Genomic DNA, 19,967 nt, shown 5'->3' with positions numbered 1-19,967 from the left:
AAGGTGGCCGGTTCTCGGCCACCAATTTATTTAAGCAAATCAGGAATATACCAATGGCAGATTCATTGAGAATCGGCATAGCGGGACTCGGCACTGTCGGCTCTTCGCTCGTGCGCATCCTCCAGCAGAGAAGCAACGAACTTGCAATTACCTGCGGACGCGCAATTGAGATTATCGCCGTCAGCGCACGCGACCGTTCGCGTGATCGCGGTTTGGATCTCGCCGGTATTACCTGGTTCGATACGCCTGAAGAGCTGGCGGAAAAAGCCGATATCGACGTGTTCGTGGAACTCGTCGGCGGCGCATCCGGCGCGGCTGAAAACGCTGTTCGTGCCGCACTGTCCCGCGGCCTGCATGTGGTCACGGCCAACAAGGCGCTGCTGGCCAAGCACGGCGTCGAGCTTGCTATTCTCGCCGAGGAAAAAGGCGCGCTGCTCAACTTCGAAGCGGCTGTTGCCGGTGGCATTCCCATCATCAAGGCGCTGCGTGAATCGCTGACCGGCAACCATGTGTCGCGCATTTACGGCATCATGAATGGCACCTGCAATTACATCCTGACCAAGATGGAAAAGGAAGGTCTTTCCTTCGAAGTCTGCCTGAAGGAAGCGCAGCGGCTGGGTTATGCCGAAGCCGATCCGGCATTCGACATCGAAGGCAACGACACGGCCCACAAACTTGCCATCCTCACCACGCTTGCTTTCGGCTCCAAGATTTCGGCAGACGATATTTATCTGGAAGGCATCAGCAATATCTCCATCGAGGATATTCAGGCGGCTGCCGATCTCGGTTATCGCATTAAGCTTCTCGGCGTGGCGCAAGTCACTGAGTCCGGCATCGAACAGCGCGTTCACCCGACCATGGTGCCGCTCGATTCTGTGATTGCGCAGGTGGATGGCGTTACCAATGCGGTCGCGGTGGAATCCGATATCCTCGGCGAATTGCTGATGGTCGGCCCCGGCGCTGGCGGCAACGCCACGGCATCAGCCGTGCTGGGTGACATTGCCGACATCGCCAAGAGCCGTCCCGGCATACAGCAGGTTCCGGTCCTTGGCCGCCCGGCCAAATCGCTGACAGAATATCGTCGCGCCAAGATGAAGAGCCATGAAGGCGGCTATTTCATTCGCCTGACGGTGAAGGACAAGGCCGGCGTTTTCGCCAGCATCGCCACGCGCATGGCGGAAAACAACATTTCGCTGGAATCCATCGTGCAGCATTCCCGTGGTCAGGTCGAAGGCGGCGCCCAAACCATCATCCTCGTCACCCACGCCACGATGGAAGACGCCATCCGCAAGGCCGTGAAGGCCATCAAGAGCGAGAAATACCTCAAGAACGAACCCCAGGTCATCCGCATCGAACGCACCTGATTTGACGGTGTTTGTTGGGTAAAGATGGAAACCATCGGCGGCAACGCCGGTGGTTTTTTTGTTTAGGGCGAAACAGGGCCGAGGCTGGTTCAAGCACTGTTTTCCGACATGCCAAACTTTGTCCGCGAGATGCCGGACCTCTCCTCCGTCACCCCGGACCTGTCCCGAGGATATGCGACGTTGCAGTTTTGGAGACGTGGATAGATCCTCGGGACAGGCCCGAGGATGACGTTGGAATGCTGGGATAGGTGTGGAGTTCCGGCCAAACCTTATCCGCAAAAGATATCAAAAATTTATTTTCGCAACTTTCTCCACACCCCAAAAACCTCCCGCATAATGCTCTCACTTCCGTCGCCCGGATGTTTCGCGAGACATCAAAGGCGTTGGAGGCTGGTGGCTTGCCGCAGACGTGTGGCCAGCCATCAGGACTGCCATGTCAGGGTAAGCCCGGTGGAACCTGATTTCCTCGACGCGAAAGGCCCCTGAAAGGCTTTCGGAAAGTCCGAGGCAAAACGGCTCGATCGTACACTGCCTGTCACGCTCAGGCCGGTTTCCGAAAGGTCCGGCCTGGGCAAGACATGGAACGGAATGAACGAAATGCCAGAGGCCACGCAAATGCGGAGCCAGTGAACTAAAACCATACCAGAGACATTTCCGCATTTGCGTGTGTTCTCCGGGTTGAGGTTGACGCAAAGCACGGGCGCATGGCGCGGCGTGAACGGCGAAGCTTGGGTATAAGCGGGCGGGGATCTTTGACAGGATTGGAGTTAGGTGGAAGGGAGTAACCCTCATCCATCATCCTGAGCTTGTCGAAGGAGAGGTGCCCCGCAGGGGCCTCGAAGGACGAGGGTTACGGGCTGAGTGCGTGGCCGGATGCTTCGAGGCTTTGCCCTTCGGACAAAGCGCCTCAGCATGAGGGCGGAGGGTGTGGCAGCCCGGCCCAGACTGCCAAGGCTGAGTATCCAGCAAAACAATAAGAAGCGATTTGTGTCGTGTCCGATGCCAAGATGGCTGCAACGGCAGCATCCCTCATCCTGAGGCGGGAGCAAAGCGACCCTCGAAGGACGAGGGATGCGGGACGCTTGCGCCAACCAACCAATGTTTCGAGGTTTTGTCCTTCGATAAGCTCAGGACGATGCATGAGGTAGGTGTTTGTGGTGAGAGTAAAAAGCGAAGCCTGTTCACCTGTCGAGCCGGGATTATCACAATTGATGCTTTGCAAAATTGTCGAATGTGATGATATTCTGATGTGAATTCACCAAGCGAAGGGAGGCGCGGCCGTGAAATCGACTATTCTTTTTAAGGACGATCATTTCGTTCGACCAGAGGTGCGAAAGCCTCGTAAAGTTGGCGCGAATGATAATTTGCGCAGTCTGGAATTCGAGATCGATAACCAGGAGCGTGACTGGCGGGCTTTGTGCCTGATTGCCGTTGTGGTCTGCGGTTTTGCCGCGTTCATCTTCGTGCCGCTGTGGTAAGTGCAGCCTGACCGTCTATTTGCACTTGAAAAAGCCGGGTTCGGCCTTTAGCCCATAAGGCATCAAGCGGGCAGGGATGGGTAAGCTGAAGCATGGCGATGATTGAAGCGGTCGATACTGTGCCGAGAGCGTTTCTCGGTGTGGAGCGGTCTGCGACCGAGCAACGGTGGATGTCTCGGCTGGATCAGGCCGGGCAGAACCGCGCTCTTGCCATGTCGCAGGTTCACGGCATTCCTGAACTCATTGCCCGCGTGCTGGCCGGGCGTGGTGTGGGTGTCGATGAGGCCTTGGCGTTCCTCGACCCGACCATCCGTTCCCTGATGCCTGATCCGCACACGATGACCGATTGTGAGAAGGCGGCGGAGCGTATCGCGGCCGCCATCAAGCGCAATGAGAAGGTCGCGATCTTTGGCGACTATGATGTGGATGGCGCTTCGTCGTCTGCGCTGATGTACCGCTTTCTGCATCACTTCGGACTTGAGCCGGAAATTTACATTCCAGACCGCATTTTCGAAGGCTATGGCCCAAACCCCGCCGCCATGCAGCAGCTTGCCGCCAATGGCGCGACGTTGATCGTGACCGTCGATTGTGGCTCTACCAGTCACGAATCTCTCGCTGCTGCTCGGGATGCCGGAACCGATGTCGTTGTTATCGATCATCACCAGGTCGGCACGGAATTGCCGCCGGCTGTGGCGCTGGTCAATCCCAACCGGGAAGACGATCTTTCGGGGCAGGGGCATCTCTGCGCGGCGGGCGTCGTGTTTCTCGTTCTGGTCGCCACCCTGCGTGTGTTGAAAGACCAGCGCGATAGCCGTGCCTACACGCTGGACCTGCTCTCCTTCCTCGATATCGTTGCGCTGGCAACGGTGTGTGATGTCGTGCCGCTGAAAGGGTTGAACCGCGCCTATGTGGTGAAGGGCCTGATTGCCGCCCGCCATATGAACAATGCCGGTCTTGCGGCCCTTTTCAAGAAGGCTGGGCTTGGCGGGCCGGTTACGCCTTACCATTTCGGCTTTCTCGTCGGCCCGCGCATCAATGCCGGTGGTCGTATTGGTGATGCGGCTTTGGGCAGCCGCCTGCTGACGCTGGACGATAGTTCTCAGGCCGAGGTGATTGCTGAAAAGCTGGATGAGCTGAACCGTGACCGGCAGGTGATGGAAGCGGCCATGCTGGCGGAGGCAGAAGCCGAGGCGCTGTTTGAATATGGCGACGGTTCCGGCGCTGGTGTTATCGTCACGGCGCGGGAGAACTGGCATCCGGGCATTGTCGGGCTTTTGGCCTCACGCCTCAAAGACCGCTTCCGTCGCCCGGCTTTTGCCATTGCTTTCGATTCGCAGGGCAAGGGCATGGGGTCCGGGCGTTCCATCAATGGTTTCGACATGGGACGCATGGTGCGCAACGCGGTGGATGAGGGGCTGCTTGTCAAAGGCGGCGGTCACGCCATGGCGGCTGGCCTGACGGTGGAGCGCGCCAATCTCGGTCGTTTGCGAACATTCTTTGAAGAGGCGGCACAAAAGACGGTATCGCAGCTGGTGGAAAACAGCGTGTTGAAAATCGATGGCGCGATTGGAGCGTCTGGTGCCACGTTGGCGCTTGTCGAGCAGATGGAGCAGGCCGGTCCTTTCGGCTCCGGACATTCACAACCCATCTTTGCCGTGCCTGCGCATCGCTTGAAGGATGTGCGCGTGGTTGGCACTTCGCATGTGAAAATCACACTGGAAGCCATGGACGGCTCACGGCTGGATGGCATTGCATTCCGTGCTGCCGATGCGCCTCTGGGGCAGATGTTGATGAATGCGCGTGGTCGCCAGATTCACGTTGCAGGCACGCTGGGAGCGGAGCAATGGCAGGGGCAGCGCAAGGTGCAGCTTCGCGTCATAGACGCAGCGTTTGCACCTTGATGGCAGGGTAGATTCAACAGGAAAAATCACACAAAGCGTCAAAGCGTTGGTTTAACAAACGCCTGTATCTTCTTGAATGTAAAGGAGAGTGGTACGCCCTAGGGGAGTCGAACCCCTCTTTTCAGAATGAAAATCTGACGTCCTAACCGATAGACGAAGGGCGCGTACGCTGTGTTGGCGCCCTTATAGTCAGGCACCGGATTCTCCGCAAGCGCCTATTTTCACTTTTTTGCATTTCTATGACATTTTTTATTCCGCTGCGATTTCACGCCTGTGGAAAACTCCGCAGGTCATGGCGCGTTCGATGTCACGTCTAAAATTTGGGGAGGGGGAAGCGTGGAGCCAGAGTTCGGGATCAGGGGGGCGTCCCTTGTTCGTAACCCCACGCTTCATCGGGGGACGCAGCATAAACGGAACAACAAAGAATTTGTTCCGTGTGTTTTTTTCACAAAATAACGATGCGTTTAAGTGGGTTGAGAGTGATGAAGATGCTGCACATTGTGCGTCAACAAAGGCGCTAGATAATCCACCAACTGCGTTGAGTGTGATTTGCAGAAATCTGCTGTCGCTTTTTCCGTCAATTCCACCAGATGAATTCGGGCAAGTTCTGGCTTTTCTCCACCAATAATGAGAGACGCCGAATGTTCTTCGAAAGCGAGACTTGCTTCGTTTGCCGCAAGCGTTAGACGCAACACATAAAACACCCCAATGTGATCGCCGCTGCCGCCGGTCTTGATACAAAACGGCTGAAGGCCCTTGGCATTTTGGAGAAAGGTCGTGCCAACCTCCTCTTCAACTTCGCGGATGCCGCAATCGCGGCCGCTAATCGTTCCGCTTGGGGATATCTCTATGTTTCCACCCACCAATTGAATTCGTCCGGGAGCCGATGTTGCTGATGCCATTTCCCCAAGCAGCAGGAAATTGTCGCTGGTTATAATAATAACGGCGGAATAGACGGCGCGGCATGGCGTGCTGGTAAGATGGACGTTGGAATAAAGATAATGCGCGTAATTGCTCGTGCTGATCTGGATCGTCGGATTGGCGTTCAGTTCAAGGGCCGTTCCGGCGAGAACAGTCCCGTTAAAGAAACGACCATCGGCGTTCACGTTTTGCCAATGTTCATCGATAAGGCGGCGTTCCTCGTCGGGTAAATTCAGACGTAAGACTGGCGTGCTGAACCGTGTTTCGGTGTCATTGAAATGAAAATGAACGGCGTTCAACCTGATGTCCACAAATTGATGCTGACTATATCTCGCAAACTATAGGCGAAAAATTTCGGTATGCAACTTTTTAGATTGCGGCCATAAGCTGCCATTCAAAACAAAACCGCCCGCAGACTGGCGTTGCGGGCGGTTGGGGATTTCTGTTTGTCACCGGCTGGTGATTAGAGATCGACGTCGAGGATTGCCATCGAGAAATTGTAGGAGCGGTCGCCGTCTTCGTCATCGAGGTAGACAACGCCCAGGAACTCTTCGCCGATATACACTTCTGCCGAATCGTCCTTGCGCGGGCGGGCTTTTACGGCCATTTCCGGGTTGAAGGTGCGCTTGAAATAGGCGTCGAGTTTTTTGATTTCGTCGGCTTTCACCACTGTTCTCCTGTGCGGTTCACGTTAGGCCGCTTTTGGCATGGCTTAAAGGCGAAAGTAAAGTGAAAGAGGCAAAACGTCCGCGTGATCCACACGGACGTCTATGCATTGCAAAGTCTCAGATATCAGCGCCGATTATCTGGTCCATGATGCGCGAGGGTTCGTTACACCCGGCTTCCCCAACCACACGGGCTGGCACGCCAGCGACGGTGGCTTTGGGCGGAACGGGTTTGAGAACAACCGAGCCAGCGGCAATACGTGAGCAACTGCCGATTTCGATATTGCCAAGGATTTTGGCGCCGGCACCGATCAGCACACCGCTGCGGATTTTCGGGTGGCGGTCTGCGCCTTCCTTGCCGGTGCCGCCAAGGGTGACGCCGTGCAGGATGGAGACGTTATCGCCAATGACAGCGGTTTCGCCGACCACGAGGCCGGTGGCGTGGTCAAGGAACAGACCCTTGCCGATACGTGCTGCCGGGTTGATATCCGTCTGGAAAATGCTGGACGCACGGCTTTGCAGGTAAAGTGCAAAATCGCGACGCCCCTGATTCCAAAGCCAATGTGCCAAACGGTGAGTCTGAATGGCCTGGAAGCCCTTGAAATACAGGACCGGCTCCATGAAGCGCGTGCAGGCGGGGTCACGGTCGTAAACGGCCTGAATATCGACGCGCAGGATGCTGCCCCATTCCGGCCAGTCTTCCAGCATTTCCGCAAATGTCTGGCGCAGCAGAACGGCCTGCAAATCCGGGTAATCCAGAAGCTCGCAGATACGGTAGATGACGCACTCTTCCAGCGAATGATGGTTCAAAATCGTGGAATAGAAAAAGGCGGACAGCAGCGGGTCTTGAGATGCCGCTGCGCGCGCTTCATTCAGCAGACTGCCCCAGATGGGATCAACCACGGTTAGGTGATCCTGATGGCGTGCCTCGGTGCGTGCGACCATGAATGGTCTCCCTTATGTCGGTCGTCGTTATGTTATACAGAAAAAACAGTTGTCTAGAAATGGTGATTTCCCAACGCGAGTAAAGACGCGAAAGCATCAGTTTTTCTGAAAGCTTTTTGGAAAATGATTTCACCCAAGGTCGGTTTAAGCGTCTATTTCCCGATAAAATTCCAGAGCGGCTGCTTTGAACACCCGGTCGCCCACGGCCAGCATGTGGTCACGGCCCGGAATGTCGATGGCTTTGGCATGTGGCATCAGGTCAGCAAGCTCTTGTCCCGACCCGGCGATATCGTCCTTGGTGCCGATGGCGATGAGGGTCGGCGCGTCGATTTTTGCGGCGTCTTCACGGGTGACAAGAACACGCGAGGTTTCGATACAGGCGGCAAGCGCGATGCGGTCGCTCTTGGTCTGGTCGGCAAAGGCGCGGAACATGCGGCCACGTTCGTGGGTGACGACATCCAGCGACGGTGCGCGAAGAGCGTCTGCAATCGGGTCCCAATCGCCCACGCCATCCACCATGCCGATGCCGAGGCCACCGAACACGAGGGAGCGAACGCGCTCCGGATGGGCCATGGCAACGAAGGCGGAAATGCGCGCACCCATGGAGTAACCCATGACATGCGCTTCCGCGATGCCGAGGTGGTTGAGAAGGCCAACGGCGTCTTCTGCCATGGTTGCGGGATAATAGGCGTCCGCATCATGCGGTTTATCGCTTGCGCCGTGGCCGCGATTATCGATGGCGATGACGCGGTATCCGGCGTCTCCCAGCGTTTTTACCCAGCCGGGATGGACCCAGTTGACGGAGGCGCTGGAGGCAAAGCCGTGAATCAAAAGAACCGGAAAGCCGGAAGGATCACCCTCATCAAAATAGGCCAGTTGCAGGCCATCACGGGTGAAGTGAGAAAATTGCGGGACATTGAGATTCATCAAAGACATCCTTTTTGCCGCACCATATGTCAGGAAATCGAAGGCTTGAACATATTCCGCGATGTTTTCTGTGGAGGTCAAAAGCAATTGACGCTACATATCCGCAAAACTATGAGCTTTGGCTCATCTCAAGAAGTTGCATTTGGAGACGAATATGGCCGGACATACCATTCCCCACTTCCAGAACGATGGCGGACACGCCGTGATCGAAATCGGCGTCAAGGAATTCATGTGCACGGGCGCATCCGATCCTTATGATCATCCGCATATCTTCATCGATATGGGCGAAGATAATGAGAAGGTCTGTTCCTACTGCTCGACGCTGTTTCGCTATACCCCGTCGCTGAAGGCCACACAGACCAACCCTCCCGGCTGCGTTTTCCACGTCAAGGCAGCGTAACCCTTGAAGCGTGTTTCGTGAAAAAGGGTTCACGCAACACGCTTCAAATCTTTGTTTTGGCGCGTGTCGTTATCGCAAAACCGCTACACACTTTTGCGCGACACGCTTTAATCGACTGGGGCTTTCCATGCCCGTAACATCCGTCGGGATTATCGGTGCCGGTATTGCCGGTCTGACCGCTGCTCTTTCTTTTGCCAGGCATGGCGTGCGCTGCGATATTATCGAGCAGGCGTCAGTGCTGGAAGAGGTGGGGGCGGGCCTGCAAGTCTCACCCAATGCGGCGCGCATTCTGGCCGCCCTTGATGTGTTGCCGCAGATCGAAGCCAAGTGGCTGGAACCTGTTACTGTGGACCTTGCCTCCGGCCTTTCGCTGAAACGGCTGGTATCGCTGCCGATGCGGGACGTGGCCAGACAGCGCTGGCGCGCGCCTTATGGCGTTTTGCACCGCGCCACGCTGCAACAGGCGCTTCTGGCGGCTGTGAAGCACAATCCGCTTTGCCATCTGCATCTTGGTAAAAGGCTGGAGAGCGCCAGCAAGCAGGCGGTAACGGCTGTGACCTTTCGCGAACATGACCTGATCGTCGGTGCCGATGGCGTTTGGTCGAGTGCGCGTTTTGCCGTACCGGGCAGTCCGGCGGCGACGTTTTCCGGCAATATCGCGTGGCGTTTCACCGTTGCGCAAAAGGATGCTCCGGCCTTTCTAAACCGCCAGTCCGTCACGGCGTTTCTCGGGCCATCTGCGCATCTTGTGGTTTACCCATTGGCAGAGACAGGCGACTTCAACATTGTTGCCATCGCGGTTGGGGCGAACCCCGGCGATACGTGGAAAGCGGAAGCGCAGGGCAAGCAGCACGCGCTGCTCATCGACCAGTTTCGGGGCTGGAATCCGGCGTTTTTGCCGGTGTTGGAAACTGTCGTAAAGCCCACATTCTGGCCGCTGTTTCAGGCCTGTGAGGGCCGGTGGCACAATGGCAAAGACACGGTTTTGATTGGCGATGCCGCCCACGCCATGATGCCCTTTGCGGCGCAAGGTGCGGCGATGGCAATCGAAGATGCCTTTGAGCTTGCCGCCTTCGTGAGCGCCGATCAGCCTTTGGCAGAAGCACTATCCGCGTTCGAAGGCCACCGTGTTCCACGCATCGAAAAAGCCCGCAAGCGCGCCGCCTTGAATAAGTTCGCCTATCACGCGCGCGGACCATTGCGGCTGGGGAGAGATTTCGTTCTGGGTATGCGACCGCCGGAGGCATTTCTGGCGGATTTTGATTGGCTGTATGGGTATCGGGCCGAGGGGCTTTAGGCGCATCCTTGGGCTAGTCCCGAACCAATCCCGTCTACAAAGTTGAAACGTAGCAGACCCTCGGGACAAGCCCGAGGGTGACGAAGGTGGTGGGGGCGATCAGGCCACCGCTGCCGCCGCCGCAAATCCCGCTTCAAGATCGCGTTTGAGATCGGCCACGTCTTCCAGGCCGATTTGCAGGCGGATGATGGGGCCTTCGGTTGGGCCTTTTGCCACGACGCGATCGCGCAGCGACACCAGCACGGCCAGCGATTCGTAACCGCCCCATGAAAAGCCGAGGCCGAAGATCGAAAGGGCGTCGAGGAAGGCGTGGGATTTTTGCTTGAAGGTGTTCGGCTCGGCTTTCAGCACGAATGAGAAAACGCCGGTGGAGCCTTTGAAATCGCGCTTCCAGATGTCGTGGCTTGGAAAGCTAGGCAGAGCGGGGTGCAGAACCTGCGCGACATCATCGCGGCTTTCCAGCCACTGCGCGATCTCGAGTGCGCTTTTGCGGTGATGTTCCAGCCGCACGCCCATGGTGCGCAGGCCGCGCAGAACCTGGTAGGCATCGTCAGAGGTGACGCAGAGACCCAGATCGCGGTTGGCGTCGTTCAGCTTTTTCCAGTGTTTTTCATTGGCGGATACAAAGCCCATCAGCACGTCCGAATGGCCGGCCGGGTACTTGGTGGCGGCGTGAATCGACACATCCACACCGTGTTCCAGCGGCTTGAAATAGAGTGGCGTGGCCCATGTGTTGTCCATGGTAACAACGCAGTCATATGTGTGGGCAATGGAAGAAATCAGCCTCACATCCTGCATTTCGAAGGTGTTGGAGCCGGGGGCTTCAAGGTGAATGAGGCGCGTGTTGGGGCGAATCAAGGCCTCTATGCCAGCACCGATGGCGGGGTCGTAATATTCGACCTCGATGCCATATTGTTTGAGCATGGTGTTGCAGAAACGCCGGCTTGGAAAATAGACCGAATCGACGATCAGCGCGTGGTCGCCTGCCGAGAGATAGGCCAGAAACGGAACCGTGACGGCGGCAAGACCGGAGGGAAGCAGGATGGTGCCAGCGGAGCCTTCCAGCTGGTTGACCACCTCGCACAAGGCATCCGTGGTGGGCGTGCCATGGGTGCCGTAGGTGTATTTTTGTTTTTCCGTCACAAGGGTTTCCGCGTCCGGGAAAAGGACGGTCGAACCACGCATGATCGGCGGGTTGACGAAACCATGATTACCGGCGGGATCGTTTCCGAGATGGGTCAGCTGCGTGTTGATGCCAGCGTCGCTGAAGATCCCGTCTTTATTGCTCATGCTCAAAAATCTCTCACTGTTTGATGGCTGAAAATGGCCGCGAAAATCAGCTCCGGTCAACACTTCGTTGCGTCAATACGAAAAAATGCCGTCTACCTGCCTGACAGCATGGGCAGTTTTTAACCTAAATTAGCGTATTTATTAGCCACATGCCCATTAAAAGGTCGTTTTCTGGAAAAATCCGTTTTTTAGACACAATTGTTTAGGGTGAGACTTGACCATGACGCCAATTGCGATTGTGATAGACGTGCGCACCGGGAGGTGAAGCGGGGAGGTGTTCGTATGCGACAAGATGTGCGGCGCTCTTCTGATTACGAATAATAAACAAAGGTTGGGAAAACATGAAAAAGGCACTTCTGTCAGCCGCTATTGGCGCAGCAATTCTCGGAGCTGCATCGGCTGCATCTGCCGCCACGCTTGCAGACGTAAAATCCAAGGGTTTCGTAACATGCGGCGTAAGCTCTGGTATTCCAGGCTTCTCGAACCCTGACGACAAGGGTGCGTGGTCGGGTATCGACGTTGATTATTGCCGCGCTATCGCGTCCGCCGTATTTGGCGATGCAACCAAGGCAAAATATGTTGCCCTGTCTTCCAAGGACCGCTTCCCTGCGCTTCAGTCTGGTGAAGTTGACGTTCTGACACGTAACACCACATGGACCATCAGCCGCGACAGCTCGCTCGGCTTCAACTTCCGCACCGTCAACTACTATGATGGTCAGGGCTTCGTCGTGAAGAAAAGCCTCAACGTGAAGTCGGCTCTCGAGCTTTCGGGCGCTGCCGTTTGCGTTCAGCAGGGCACGACGACAGAACTGAACCTCGCCGACTATTTCAAGAGCAACAACCTTCAGTACAACCCGGTTGTGTTCGAAAAAGAAGCTGACGCAACATCTGCTTACGACAGCGGCCGTTGCGACGTTTACACCACCGACCAGTCCGGCCTCTATGCCATCCGTTTGAAGATGAAGGCACCGGACGACAACATCGTTCTGCCTGAAGTCATCTCCAAGGAGCCGCTTGGACCTGCCGTTCGCCAGGGCGACGACCAGTGGTTCGACATTGTCAGCTGGGTTCACTACGCGATGATCAATGCTGAAGAACTCGGCATCACATCCAAGAACGTTGACGAGCAGAAGTCTGCTGCCAACCCTGACATCAAGCGTCTTCTCGGCACCGAAGAAGGCACGAAGATCGGCACCGATCTGGGTGTTGGCAATGATTGGGCCTACAACATCATCAAGAACGTCGGCAATTACGGCGAAGTTTTTGATCGTAACGTTGGACCAAGCTCGCCGCTGAAAATCGAGCGCGGCCTGAACGCATTGTGGAGCAAGGGCGGCCTTCAGTACGCTCCGCCAATCCGCTAATCGTCGGGTACGCCAAGCTTTATGCGGGAGGCGGGGCCATGGCTCTGCCTCCTTGCAGCTTAGGCCTGAAAATCGAAACGGATTTTCGAAACACACGATGCAATAATTCAAAAAGTTAAAAGAAGCTCGCAAAGAGCACACAGAGGGAAAGGTGCCGATGGCAGGCAAAGCGCTTCAATCGGAACAGGCAAGCGCAAAAAGCGCGACGTCCATCATCAACGATCCGCAAATGCGGTCCATTTTCTATCAAGTCTTAACAGTCGCCCTTTTGGTGCTGTTTGTCTGGATGATAGCATCCAACACAATCCACAATCTCCAGCGGTCCAATATCTCGTCCGGTTTCGGCTTTTTGAATGGCAGAGCGGGCTTCGATATCGGTCAGTCACTGATCGACTACAACAACGACAACACCTTTGGTCGCGCGTTGATCGTCGGTCTTTTGAACACGTTGCAGGTGGCCATTCTTGGCATCATCACCGCCTCGATCATCGGTTTCATCGTCGGTATCGCACGACTGTCGAGCAACTGGCTGATCTCCAAGCTGGCGCAGACCTATGTGGAAATCTTCCGCAACCTGCCGCCATTGCTGGTCATTTTCTTCTGGTACAAGGGTGTCATCACCATTCTGCCGCAAGCGCGTGACTCGCTGCAACTGCCGCTCGGCACCGTTTTGAACAACCGTGGTTTCTTCTACCCCAAGGCTCTTTGGGGCGAGGGCGCATGGTTGATTCCTCTGGCGTTTCTGGCGGGCATCGTCATCACGTTCTTCGTTTATCGTTGGGCAAAAGCCCGGCAGATGAAGACCGGCCAGCCGTTTCGCACCGGCCTCGTTGGCACCGCCATCATTCTCGGCCTGCCGCTCCTGACGTTTCTCGTCATCGGCGCACCGCTGACCTTTGATTTTCCGGTTGCCGGACGCTTCAATCTGAGTGGCGGTTCGGTGATTGCGCCGGAATTCCTGTCGCTTTATCTGGCCCTGTCCTTCTACACGGCGTCCTTCATTGCCGAAATCGTTCGCGGTGGTATCAAGGCCGTGCCAAAGGGGCAGACCGAAGCAGCTGAAGCGCTTGGTCTTCGTGGCAACACGACGACACGTTTGATCGTCGTTCCACAGGCGATGCGTATCATCATTCCGCCGCTGACAAGCCAGTATCTCAACCTCACCAAGAACTCGTCGCTGGCTGTTGCCGTCGGCTTCTCGGACCTCGTTTCTGTGGGGGGCACCATCCTCAACCAGACCGGACAGGCCGTGGAAATCGTGGCGATCTGGCTCACAGTCTACCTTTCATTGTCGCTCACGACTGCGCTGATCATGAACTGGTTCAACGCGAAAATGGCGCTGGTGGAGAGATAATATGACAACAGATACTCTTAACTACGTTCGTGGAAGCATGATCGACGCGGAGGCGGCTCCGTCCAGCCAGGTCGGCGTCACCCACTGGCTGCGAACAAAACTGTTTGCAACGCCCAAGGACATCATCCTGACGGTGCTGGCGATCGCACTGCTGGTCTACATCATTCCGCCGATGATCGAGTGGTTGTTCATCCACGCGGCATGGACGGGTACCGACCGTACCGCCTGTTTGACGGTTGCGCAGGGCGGTGCCTTGCCAGACGGACAATCCGGCGCGTGCTGGGCTTTCGTCAACGCAAAGTTCGAGCAGTTCATGTTCGGGCGTTACCCGGAAGATCAGCGCTGGCGGCCTCTGCTGGTTCTGGCAAGCTTCATCGTTCTGCTGATCCCGATGCTCATCCCCAAGGCACCCAACAAGGCGCTGAACGCCCTTCTTCTGTTCATCGTCCTGCCTTTTGTGTCTTTCTTCCTGCTGGTTGGCGGTTATTTCGGCTTGCCACAGGTCGAGACGCAGCTGTGGGGCGGCCTGATGGTGACGCTGATCCTGTCGTTTTTCGGGATTACGGTCTCATTGCCCTTCGGCATTCTGCTGGCGCTTGGCCGCCGGTCCAACATGCCGGTCATCAAGACCCTGTGCGTGACCTTCATCGAAGTCATCCGCGGTATTCCGTTGATCACGGTTCTGTTCTTTGCCAGCATCATGTTGCCACTGTTCCTGCCGGATGGCTGGACCTTCGACAAGTTCCTGCGTGCGCTCGTCGGCGTCTCGCTGTTTGCATCTGCCTATATGGCGGAGGTTATTCGCGGTGGTTTGCAGGCCATTCCGAAGGGACAATATGAAGGTGCGGATTCGCTGGGCCTGAACTACTGGCAGAAAACGCGGCTGATCGTTTTGCCGCAGGCCCTCAAGCTGGTTATTCCGGGCATTGTGAACACCTTTATCGGTCTCTTCAAAGATACATCGCTTGTGTCGATCATCGGAATGTTCGATCTTCTCGGTATCGTCAACCTCAACCAGTCGGATGCGAACTGGGCAACACCCGTGACCCCTGTAACCGGTTATATCTTCGCCGGTTTCGTATTCTGGATCTTCTGCTTCGGCATGTCGCGTTACTCGCTGTTTATGGAACGGCATCTCGACACCGGACATAAAAAATAAGGGAAAAAATCATGGCAGAAACCCAAGCAAAAAAACTGGCCGTTTCAGCGACCGATGTTGCGATTGAAATCACCGGCATGAACAAGTGGTACGGCGATTTCCACGTGCTGCGTGACATCAACCTCAAGGTCATGAAGGGCGAGCGCATCGTCATCGCCGGTCCATCCGGTTCCGGCAAGTCCACGATGATCCGTTGCATCAACCGTCTGGAAGAGCATCAGTCCGGCAGCATTCAGGTCGATGGCATCGAACTGACCAACGACCTGAAGAAGATCGATGAAGTGCGTCGCGAAGTGGGCATGGTGTTCCAGCACTTCAACCTCTTCCCGCATCTGACCATTCTGGAAAACTGCACGCTGGCACCCATCTGGGTTCGCAAGACACCCAAGAAGGAAGCAGAGGAAATCGCGATGCACTATTTGAAGCGCGTCAAGATTCCCGAGCAGGCCCACAAATATCCGGGCCAGCTTTCCGGCGGTCAGCAGCAGCGCGTGGCAATTGCCCGTTCGCTCTGCATGAAACCGAAGATCATGCTGTTCGATGAACCAACATCGGCGCTTGACCCGGAAATGGTGAAGGAAGTTCTGGATACCATGGTTGGTCTGGCCGAAGACGGCATGACCATGCTGTGCGTGACCCACGAAATGGGCTTCGCCCGCCAGGTCGCCAACCGCGTGATCTTCATGGACCAGGGCCAGATCGTCGAACAGAATTCGCCTGCCGAATTCTTCGACAATCCGCAGCATGAGCGCACGAAACTGTTCCTGAGCCAGATCCTTCACTAGTCGTTGACGGGACGCAGAGATAGGCGCGGTTGAGACGCGTTTCTGACAGATTGAGAAAACCCGCTGACATTGTTGGCGGGTTTTCTTTTTTGGAGGTTTTAAGGGCGTGCTTCGTCAACTGCGCCTGATCGGTAACGAGCTTTCCACACACGCGACGTCATCCTCGGGCCTGTCCCGAGGATCTACTAGGTTAGACGTCGTGGTTCATTGGATCCTCGGGACAAGCCCGAGGATGACGGAGGATAGGTTTCGGCAACGTCGGCAGGGTTGACTGTTTATTCGTCGGCTATCGCGACAGCAACGTCAGCGCGGTCATCGAATCGAGCAGCGTTCGCGTCACGCCGCCGAACATCATTTCCCACCAGCGGGAGTGGCCATAGGCACCCATGACCAGCAAATCGATGCTGTGGTCTGAGAGTTGTTTTTCGATGGCCTTCTGGGCCGAGACGCCGTGGGTTTTTTCCTGAGAAGACACGGTGACGTTCACGCCATGGCGGGCGAGGGTCGAGGCGAGTTCGGCGCCGGCGAGGGCGCGGGATTGTGTTTCGCTGTCTTCGCTGCCCACGGAGAAAATCTCCACGCTTTCGGCGGCGATGAGAAACGGCAGTGCATCAAATGCTGCACGGGTGGCCTCGCGGGAGCCGTTCCACGCGATCAGCACCCGCTTGATGGGCTTCGGCTGTGTCAATGTTGCGGGCACGAGCAGGACGGGACGACCGCTTTCATAGAGGAAATTGTCCAGATCGGAACGGCTATCGGACAGCACCGAGGAGTTGGCCTGGCGTGCAATGACGATGTCCGTGCAGCGGGCACTTTGCACGGCGGAGCTTGATGCGTAACCCACCGACGACACGAAACTGCGCCATTCATGCGAGACGCCTTCGACCGACATTTTCTGATCGAAAATGCGGCCGACATCCGTGGTTTCCTGATGGGCGACTTCCTGCACGGCCTGAATGGTGGCGGGATCAGGCATTTCCATTGGCGCAACGAGGGGAACGGCGGCGAAGGTTTCCATGTGGAGGCCAATGACATGCGAGGAGAATTCGTTTGCCAAGGCAACCGTGAAATCTCCCAGCTTGCGGGCGTTATCGGCGGTATCCATCACTGCAAGTATTGTCTTGTAGGCCATGGTCGAACTCCTCATGATACTGAAGCATCCGAGGTCAGGATGCCCCATCGTTAGAACAGAAGTACCGTAAAACCGACACCGGCATGTTGATGCCGATCAAACGATCAGCTGTTGCATGTGTTTAACGTATGAACTGCCTCCCGCGTTCACGCGGTTCGGGCAGCTTTTTCCTGAGCGATCGCTTCGAGCATGGCGGCAACATCCTGCGCGGCAGCGTTGAGCGCTGCCGCATCACGCGCACGCACCACAATCTCGGTGGAAAAACGCTGTCCATCATGTTTGGGGTAAGAGCCGATGCTCGTGCCTGGATGGGCTTTCTGTACGCCGGTCAACGGCGTGCCGATATCGCCCTCGCCATAGGGCGAGTGAAGGGCTTGCGACATGATTTTCGCGCCGGTGCGCAGGGTGGGAATCACATTGTCCAGCATGGCCTGAAAAACCTGCGGCACACCGGCCATGACATACACGTTTTCCACGATGAAGCCGGGAGCGACCGAAACCGGGTTGGTGATGTGCTTTGCCCCACGCGGCATACGCGCCATGCGTTTGCGCGCATCGGTAAAGTCCATTTCCCGGACGCGGTACATATCGCCCAGCAGGCGCAGCGCTTCTGCATCATGTTCACAGGGCAGGTCGAACGCTGCGGAGACCGCATCCGCCGTAATATCGTCGTGAGTTGGGCCAATGCCGCCGGAGGTGAAGACATAGTCATAACGCTGGCGCAGCGCGTTCAGCGCCTCGATGATGGCAGGCTCTTCGTCTGGGACGATCCGCACCTCCTTGAGATCGATGCCGGACATCGTCAAAACATCGGCGAGGTGGCCAATGTTCTTGTCCTTCGTGCGCCCTGATAAAAGTTCGTCACCAATGGCAAGCATGGCGGCAGACACAACGGATGATGGGGAAGAGGGTGTGGACATTCAGGGTTACTCGCAGGCTATTTTTCATGACGTTAACGCCCTGCGCGCCGAAAGCAATAAGCGAGCTGATGAAAAATCAGTGTGTTGGGTGATCGTCGTGACAGGGCCGTCCACGAGCAAAATGCGGCTCGAGACCGCATTTATAGTTCTGCTCAATGTCGCAGTGATATGTGTTATGTGCAATCATCTTAATGCTCAGACGATTGGGTTTACCATCATCAGGCAAGTAACGATAACAAAACCAAGTAGAGAAACTTCAAGCAAACTGTTGAGGCCGTCACGCATTTCTTTACCCTCCATATTTCCGTGGATAAGAAACGTGGAAAACCTATCGAAGTTCCGTGACAAACAGATGAATCTTAATAATTTTCAGGTTTTGCAGGGCAGGGCCAGTTGAACTCAAGTCACCAGCAGCGCGAAAATCCAGTGACCGACGATGCTGAGCGCCAGACACGCCAGAATAAGAGCGAAAACGAATTTCTTCATTGCGTATAAAAGCCTCGGCGATTTTGATGTGCGCCATACTTATCTTTAGCGCGGCCCGATTTTAAGACCGGAAAACCGCCTGCGTCATTATGACTTGATATCGAGCCCGGCCTCGACGGCCGCATCCACAAAAGCCTTGCGGGCATCTTCCGGCTTTTTCTTGCCAGCGCCAACGGCTGCAAACACCAAAAGCGCGTGATCGAGCTTTTCGCCATCTTCCAACGGCCAGTCTTCAATCAGCGCCCAGGACGCCGCCTGCGTCGATTCGATGCTCACATACACGCCCGGTTCCTCCAAGGCGACGAGAACCGGCTTTGTCCAAGGCGTCTGCATGTCTTGCCCCGCAATTTCAATTACTGAACCGGCGTTTAGAAGGTTAAAGCGTGCAGTTCAATGGCAATCTGCGGCGCGAAGATATTTGGTCGCCGCTTTCACCGCAGATGACGTCCGTTTTGTGCTCAGTCGTCACGACCGAAAAACGACCAGTCCCGTACGATATGACGATCGATGATTTTCAACGAGCGATCCGGCTGAATCTGATAGGTCTCGATCACCCTGTCATCAAAACGGCGAAAGTTGTGGGTGAAGGTGCTGCCAATGGGCGACTTCGTCAGCTTTGTGCGCGGCTGGCCGTTATATGTGATGCTGCCGGGGATAGGTTCGATATTAGACGGCGATATCGATATGACCGACGTTGTACATCCGGCCAACGAGAGCGCCAACCCTGCGCTGAGTAAGGCTACACTGAGTTTCATGGCGCTCTCCCTAGAACTGTGCTGGTTGCATTCCGCGATGGAATGACCGTATCGCGGTAAACTGATGACCGTGCTCGATGTTCCGCCAGATGATAGAGATACGGCATTAAATAGGAACGCGCTGCCACACCTGATTTTGGTGTGGCGGAACGGTGCAAGTCCAAATAGCCACACCTAAAAAATAAGACTGATATTTCAAATGATTATGGAGTGGGTTTGTAATTTTGGAGGCCTCGCCCGGAATTGAACCGGGGTACGAGGATTTGCAGTCCTCTGCGTCACCACTCCGCCACGAGGCCTCACTGCTTGATTGCTCAAGCGATGGCGGGGATTTAGAACGAATCCATTTTCCGCGCAATAGGCTAGGTTTGAAAAAAACCAAGAAGTTTTGCGAAAAAGCCGCACGTCCACGGATGGTGGACGATGCGGCTTTTTAAGGTGGCGTCAAATGCGACCGAGAAGGACCAGAACCAGCACGATGACGAGGACAAGACCAAGGCCGCCCGAGAGGCCGTAACCGTAATTGTGGTATCCCCAGCTTGGTAGAGCGCCGATCAGGAACAGAACGAGCAGGATGATGAGGATTGTGCCGAGCATGCTGGCCTCCGAAGGTTGTTGAGCGTTTCCAGTCTGTTATCAATGATTAGGCGGATAAAAAGTTCCCGCATTGAGCGCGTTTTTGCTTCGCACCATCATTTCTGACCGATAGTAAAAGCCACAGCCGACGTTTTTCATGTTCTACTGTGCGCTTGTGCTTGAAAGCAGAGGCGCAGGCAATTAAGACGTTAGCCAAATGGCGGTCGAAATTCGGGCTGCTTTCGAGC

The 19,967-nt window shown here is 55.8% G+C and carries 20 protein-coding genes and 2 tRNA genes; 9 read left to right on the top strand and 13 right to left on the bottom strand.

Translation table 11 applies throughout. From position 1 onward, the window contains the following. The first annotated feature begins 53 nt into the window (after positions 1 to 53). The 3 genes from RMR16_RS07335 to recJ all read left to right on the top strand — a co-directional run bounded on the left by RMR16_RS07335 (position 54) and on the right by recJ (position 4,743). Entirely contained in the window at positions 54 to 1,364 is a 1,311-nt protein-coding gene (locus RMR16_RS07335; protein WP_320201711.1) for a homoserine dehydrogenase, read from the top strand. Positions 1,365 to 2,644: 1,280 nt separating this feature from the next. Further along, positions 2,645 to 2,842, top strand: coding sequence for a hypothetical protein (locus tag RMR16_RS07330; RefSeq protein ID WP_320201712.1), 198 nt, complete (start codon positions 2,645 to 2,647; stop codon positions 2,840 to 2,842). Between the two features lie 98 nt (positions 2,843 to 2,940). After that, a complete protein-coding gene (gene recJ / locus RMR16_RS07325) occupies positions 2,941 to 4,743 on the top strand; it encodes a single-stranded-DNA-specific exonuclease RecJ (RefSeq protein ID WP_320201737.1) in 1,803 nt (600 codons plus the stop codon). An 89-nt stretch (positions 4,744 to 4,832) separates the two neighbouring features. On the opposite strand, the gene RMR16_RS07320 is transcribed toward recJ, so the two are convergent. From RMR16_RS07320 to RMR16_RS07300, 5 genes are all read right to left on the bottom strand, one after another. Continuing rightward, positions 4,833 to 4,907 (bottom strand) — tRNA-Glu (locus RMR16_RS07320). 300 nt (positions 4,908 to 5,207) lie between these two features. Continuing rightward, positions 5,208 to 5,963 carry an NUDIX hydrolase gene (locus RMR16_RS07315; RefSeq protein WP_320201713.1) on the bottom strand — a complete coding sequence of 252 codons (756 nt, stop codon included), beginning with the start codon at positions 5,961 to 5,963 and terminating at the stop codon, positions 5,208 to 5,210. 164 nt (positions 5,964 to 6,127) lie between these two features. Beyond that, positions 6,128 to 6,331, bottom strand: coding sequence for a DUF3126 family protein (locus RMR16_RS07310; protein ID WP_320201714.1), 204 nt, complete (start codon positions 6,329 to 6,331; stop codon positions 6,128 to 6,130). A gap of 118 nt (positions 6,332 to 6,449) precedes the next feature. Next, entirely contained in the window at positions 6,450 to 7,274 is an 825-nt protein-coding gene (cysE, locus tag RMR16_RS07305) for a serine O-acetyltransferase (RefSeq protein WP_320201715.1), read from the bottom strand. Between the two features lie 144 nt (positions 7,275 to 7,418). Continuing rightward, the gene (locus tag RMR16_RS07300) at positions 7,419 to 8,201 is read right to left on the bottom strand and encodes an alpha/beta fold hydrolase (RefSeq protein WP_320201716.1); all 783 of its coding nucleotides are present in this window, start codon (positions 8,199 to 8,201) and stop codon (positions 7,419 to 7,421) included. Between the two features lie 154 nt (positions 8,202 to 8,355). On the opposite strand from RMR16_RS07300, the gene RMR16_RS07295 reads away from it, so the two are divergent. Beyond that, complete coding sequence (locus tag RMR16_RS07295; protein ID WP_320201717.1) at positions 8,356 to 8,601, top strand: zinc-finger domain-containing protein; 246 nt, start codon at positions 8,356 to 8,358, stop codon at positions 8,599 to 8,601. Between the two features lie 127 nt (positions 8,602 to 8,728). After that, on the top strand, positions 8,729 to 9,898 hold the full coding sequence (locus RMR16_RS07290) for an FAD-dependent monooxygenase (protein ID WP_320201718.1): 1,170 nt from the start codon (positions 8,729 to 8,731) through the stop codon (positions 9,896 to 9,898). A 99-nt stretch (positions 9,899 to 9,997) separates the two neighbouring features. Here RMR16_RS07290 and RMR16_RS07285 read toward each other — a convergent pair whose 3' ends face one another. After that, positions 9,998 to 11,188: a cystathionine beta-lyase gene (locus tag RMR16_RS07285; protein ID WP_320201719.1), complete on the bottom strand. Its 1,191-nt coding sequence runs from the start codon at positions 11,186 to 11,188 to the stop codon at positions 9,998 to 10,000. A gap of 341 nt (positions 11,189 to 11,529) precedes the next feature. On the opposite strand from RMR16_RS07285, the gene RMR16_RS07280 reads away from it, so the two are divergent. The 4 genes from RMR16_RS07280 to RMR16_RS07265 all read left to right on the top strand — a co-directional run bounded on the left by RMR16_RS07280 (position 11,530) and on the right by RMR16_RS07265 (position 15,850). Further along, positions 11,530 to 12,552 carry an amino acid ABC transporter substrate-binding protein gene (locus tag RMR16_RS07280; RefSeq protein WP_320201720.1) on the top strand — a complete coding sequence of 341 codons (1,023 nt, stop codon included), beginning with the start codon at positions 11,530 to 11,532 and terminating at the stop codon, positions 12,550 to 12,552. A 157-nt stretch (positions 12,553 to 12,709) separates the two neighbouring features. Then, complete coding sequence (locus tag RMR16_RS07275) at positions 12,710 to 13,906, top strand: amino acid ABC transporter permease (protein WP_320201721.1); 1,197 nt, start codon at positions 12,710 to 12,712, stop codon at positions 13,904 to 13,906. A gap of 1 nt (position 13,907) precedes the next feature. Continuing rightward, positions 13,908 to 15,065 (top strand): amino acid ABC transporter permease, encoded by a 1,158-nt coding sequence (locus RMR16_RS07270; RefSeq protein ID WP_320201722.1) that lies wholly within the window; start codon positions 13,908 to 13,910, stop codon positions 15,063 to 15,065. 11 nt (positions 15,066 to 15,076) lie between these two features. Then, positions 15,077 to 15,850, top strand: a complete 774-nt coding sequence (locus RMR16_RS07265) for an amino acid ABC transporter ATP-binding protein (protein WP_320201723.1) — start codon at positions 15,077 to 15,079, stop codon at positions 15,848 to 15,850. Positions 15,851 to 16,136: 286 nt separating this feature from the next. On the opposite strand, the gene RMR16_RS07260 is transcribed toward RMR16_RS07265, so the two are convergent. The 7 genes from RMR16_RS07260 to RMR16_RS07230 all read right to left on the bottom strand — a co-directional run bounded on the left by RMR16_RS07260 (position 16,137) and on the right by RMR16_RS07230 (position 19,740). Next, positions 16,137 to 16,982 carry a universal stress protein gene (locus RMR16_RS07260; protein WP_320201724.1) on the bottom strand — a complete coding sequence of 282 codons (846 nt, stop codon included), beginning with the start codon at positions 16,980 to 16,982 and terminating at the stop codon, positions 16,137 to 16,139. A gap of 146 nt (positions 16,983 to 17,128) precedes the next feature. After that, positions 17,129 to 17,902 carry a competence/damage-inducible protein A gene (locus RMR16_RS07255; protein ID WP_320201725.1) on the bottom strand — a complete coding sequence of 258 codons (774 nt, stop codon included), beginning with the start codon at positions 17,900 to 17,902 and terminating at the stop codon, positions 17,129 to 17,131. A gap of 328 nt (positions 17,903 to 18,230) precedes the next feature. Then, positions 18,231 to 18,425: a hypothetical protein gene (locus RMR16_RS07250; protein ID WP_320201726.1), complete on the bottom strand. Its 195-nt coding sequence runs from the start codon at positions 18,423 to 18,425 to the stop codon at positions 18,231 to 18,233. A 50-nt stretch (positions 18,426 to 18,475) separates the two neighbouring features. Next, positions 18,476 to 18,721, bottom strand: a complete 246-nt coding sequence (locus tag RMR16_RS07245; RefSeq protein ID WP_320201727.1) for a DUF982 domain-containing protein — start codon at positions 18,719 to 18,721, stop codon at positions 18,476 to 18,478. Positions 18,722 to 18,846: 125 nt separating this feature from the next. After that, positions 18,847 to 19,143, bottom strand: a complete 297-nt coding sequence (locus tag RMR16_RS07240) for a hypothetical protein (RefSeq protein ID WP_320201728.1) — start codon at positions 19,141 to 19,143, stop codon at positions 18,847 to 18,849. 225 nt (positions 19,144 to 19,368) lie between these two features. Further along, a tRNA-Cys gene (locus tag RMR16_RS07235) sits at positions 19,369 to 19,442 on the bottom strand. Positions 19,443 to 19,587: 145 nt separating this feature from the next. Continuing rightward, positions 19,588 to 19,740 (bottom strand): DUF3309 family protein, encoded by a 153-nt coding sequence (locus RMR16_RS07230; protein WP_320201729.1) that lies wholly within the window; start codon positions 19,738 to 19,740, stop codon positions 19,588 to 19,590. Positions 19,741 to 19,967 lie beyond the last annotated feature (227 nt).

This window comes from Agrobacterium sp. rho-13.3 (genome assembly GCF_033957765.2).
Taxonomy (GTDB): Bacteria; Pseudomonadota; Alphaproteobacteria; order Rhizobiales; family Rhizobiaceae; genus Agrobacterium.
The sequence above is the reverse complement of the archived record's forward strand: the minus strand, read 5'-3'. Positions and strand labels throughout refer to the sequence as shown.

Bases quoted from the DNA above. Each gene is read 5' to 3' on its own strand.
- RMR16_RS07255 (WP_320201725.1), bottom strand. From the start codon at position 17,902: ATGTCCACACCCTCTTCCCCATCATCCGTTGTGTCTGCCGCCATGCTT.
- RMR16_RS07285 (WP_320201719.1), bottom strand. From the start codon at position 11,188: ATGAGCAATAAAGACGGGATCTTCAGCGACGCTGGCATCAACACGCAG.
- RMR16_RS07260 (WP_320201724.1), bottom strand. From the start codon at position 16,982: ATGGCCTACAAGACAATACTTGCAGTGATGGATACCGCCGATAACGCC.
- RMR16_RS07265 (WP_320201723.1), top strand. From the start codon at position 15,077: ATGGCAGAAACCCAAGCAAAAAAACTGGCCGTTTCAGCGACCGATGTT.
- RMR16_RS07295 (WP_320201717.1), top strand. From the start codon at position 8,356: ATGGCCGGACATACCATTCCCCACTTCCAGAACGATGGCGGACACGCC.
- RMR16_RS07230 (WP_320201729.1), bottom strand. From the start codon at position 19,740: ATGCTCGGCACAATCCTCATCATCCTGCTCGTTCTGTTCCTGATCGGC.
- RMR16_RS07270 (WP_320201722.1), top strand. From the start codon at position 13,908: ATGACAACAGATACTCTTAACTACGTTCGTGGAAGCATGATCGACGCG.
- RMR16_RS07240 (WP_320201728.1), bottom strand. From the start codon at position 19,143: ATGAAACTCAGTGTAGCCTTACTCAGCGCAGGGTTGGCGCTCTCGTTG.
- RMR16_RS07290 (WP_320201718.1), top strand. From the start codon at position 8,729: ATGCCCGTAACATCCGTCGGGATTATCGGTGCCGGTATTGCCGGTCTG.
- RMR16_RS07275 (WP_320201721.1), top strand. From the start codon at position 12,710: ATGGCAGGCAAAGCGCTTCAATCGGAACAGGCAAGCGCAAAAAGCGCG.
- recJ (WP_320201737.1), top strand. From the start codon at position 2,941: ATGATTGAAGCGGTCGATACTGTGCCGAGAGCGTTTCTCGGTGTGGAG.
- RMR16_RS07335 (WP_320201711.1), top strand. From the start codon at position 54: ATGGCAGATTCATTGAGAATCGGCATAGCGGGACTCGGCACTGTCGGC.
- RMR16_RS07300 (WP_320201716.1), bottom strand. From the start codon at position 8,201: ATGAATCTCAATGTCCCGCAATTTTCTCACTTCACCCGTGATGGCCTG.
- RMR16_RS07250 (WP_320201726.1), bottom strand. From the start codon at position 18,425: ATGGCGCACATCAAAATCGCCGAGGCTTTTATACGCAATGAAGAAATT.
- RMR16_RS07245 (WP_320201727.1), bottom strand. From the start codon at position 18,721: ATGCAGACGCCTTGGACAAAGCCGGTTCTCGTCGCCTTGGAGGAACCG.
- RMR16_RS07280 (WP_320201720.1), top strand. From the start codon at position 11,530: ATGAAAAAGGCACTTCTGTCAGCCGCTATTGGCGCAGCAATTCTCGGA.
- cysE (WP_320201715.1), bottom strand. From the start codon at position 7,274: ATGGTCGCACGCACCGAGGCACGCCATCAGGATCACCTAACCGTGGTT.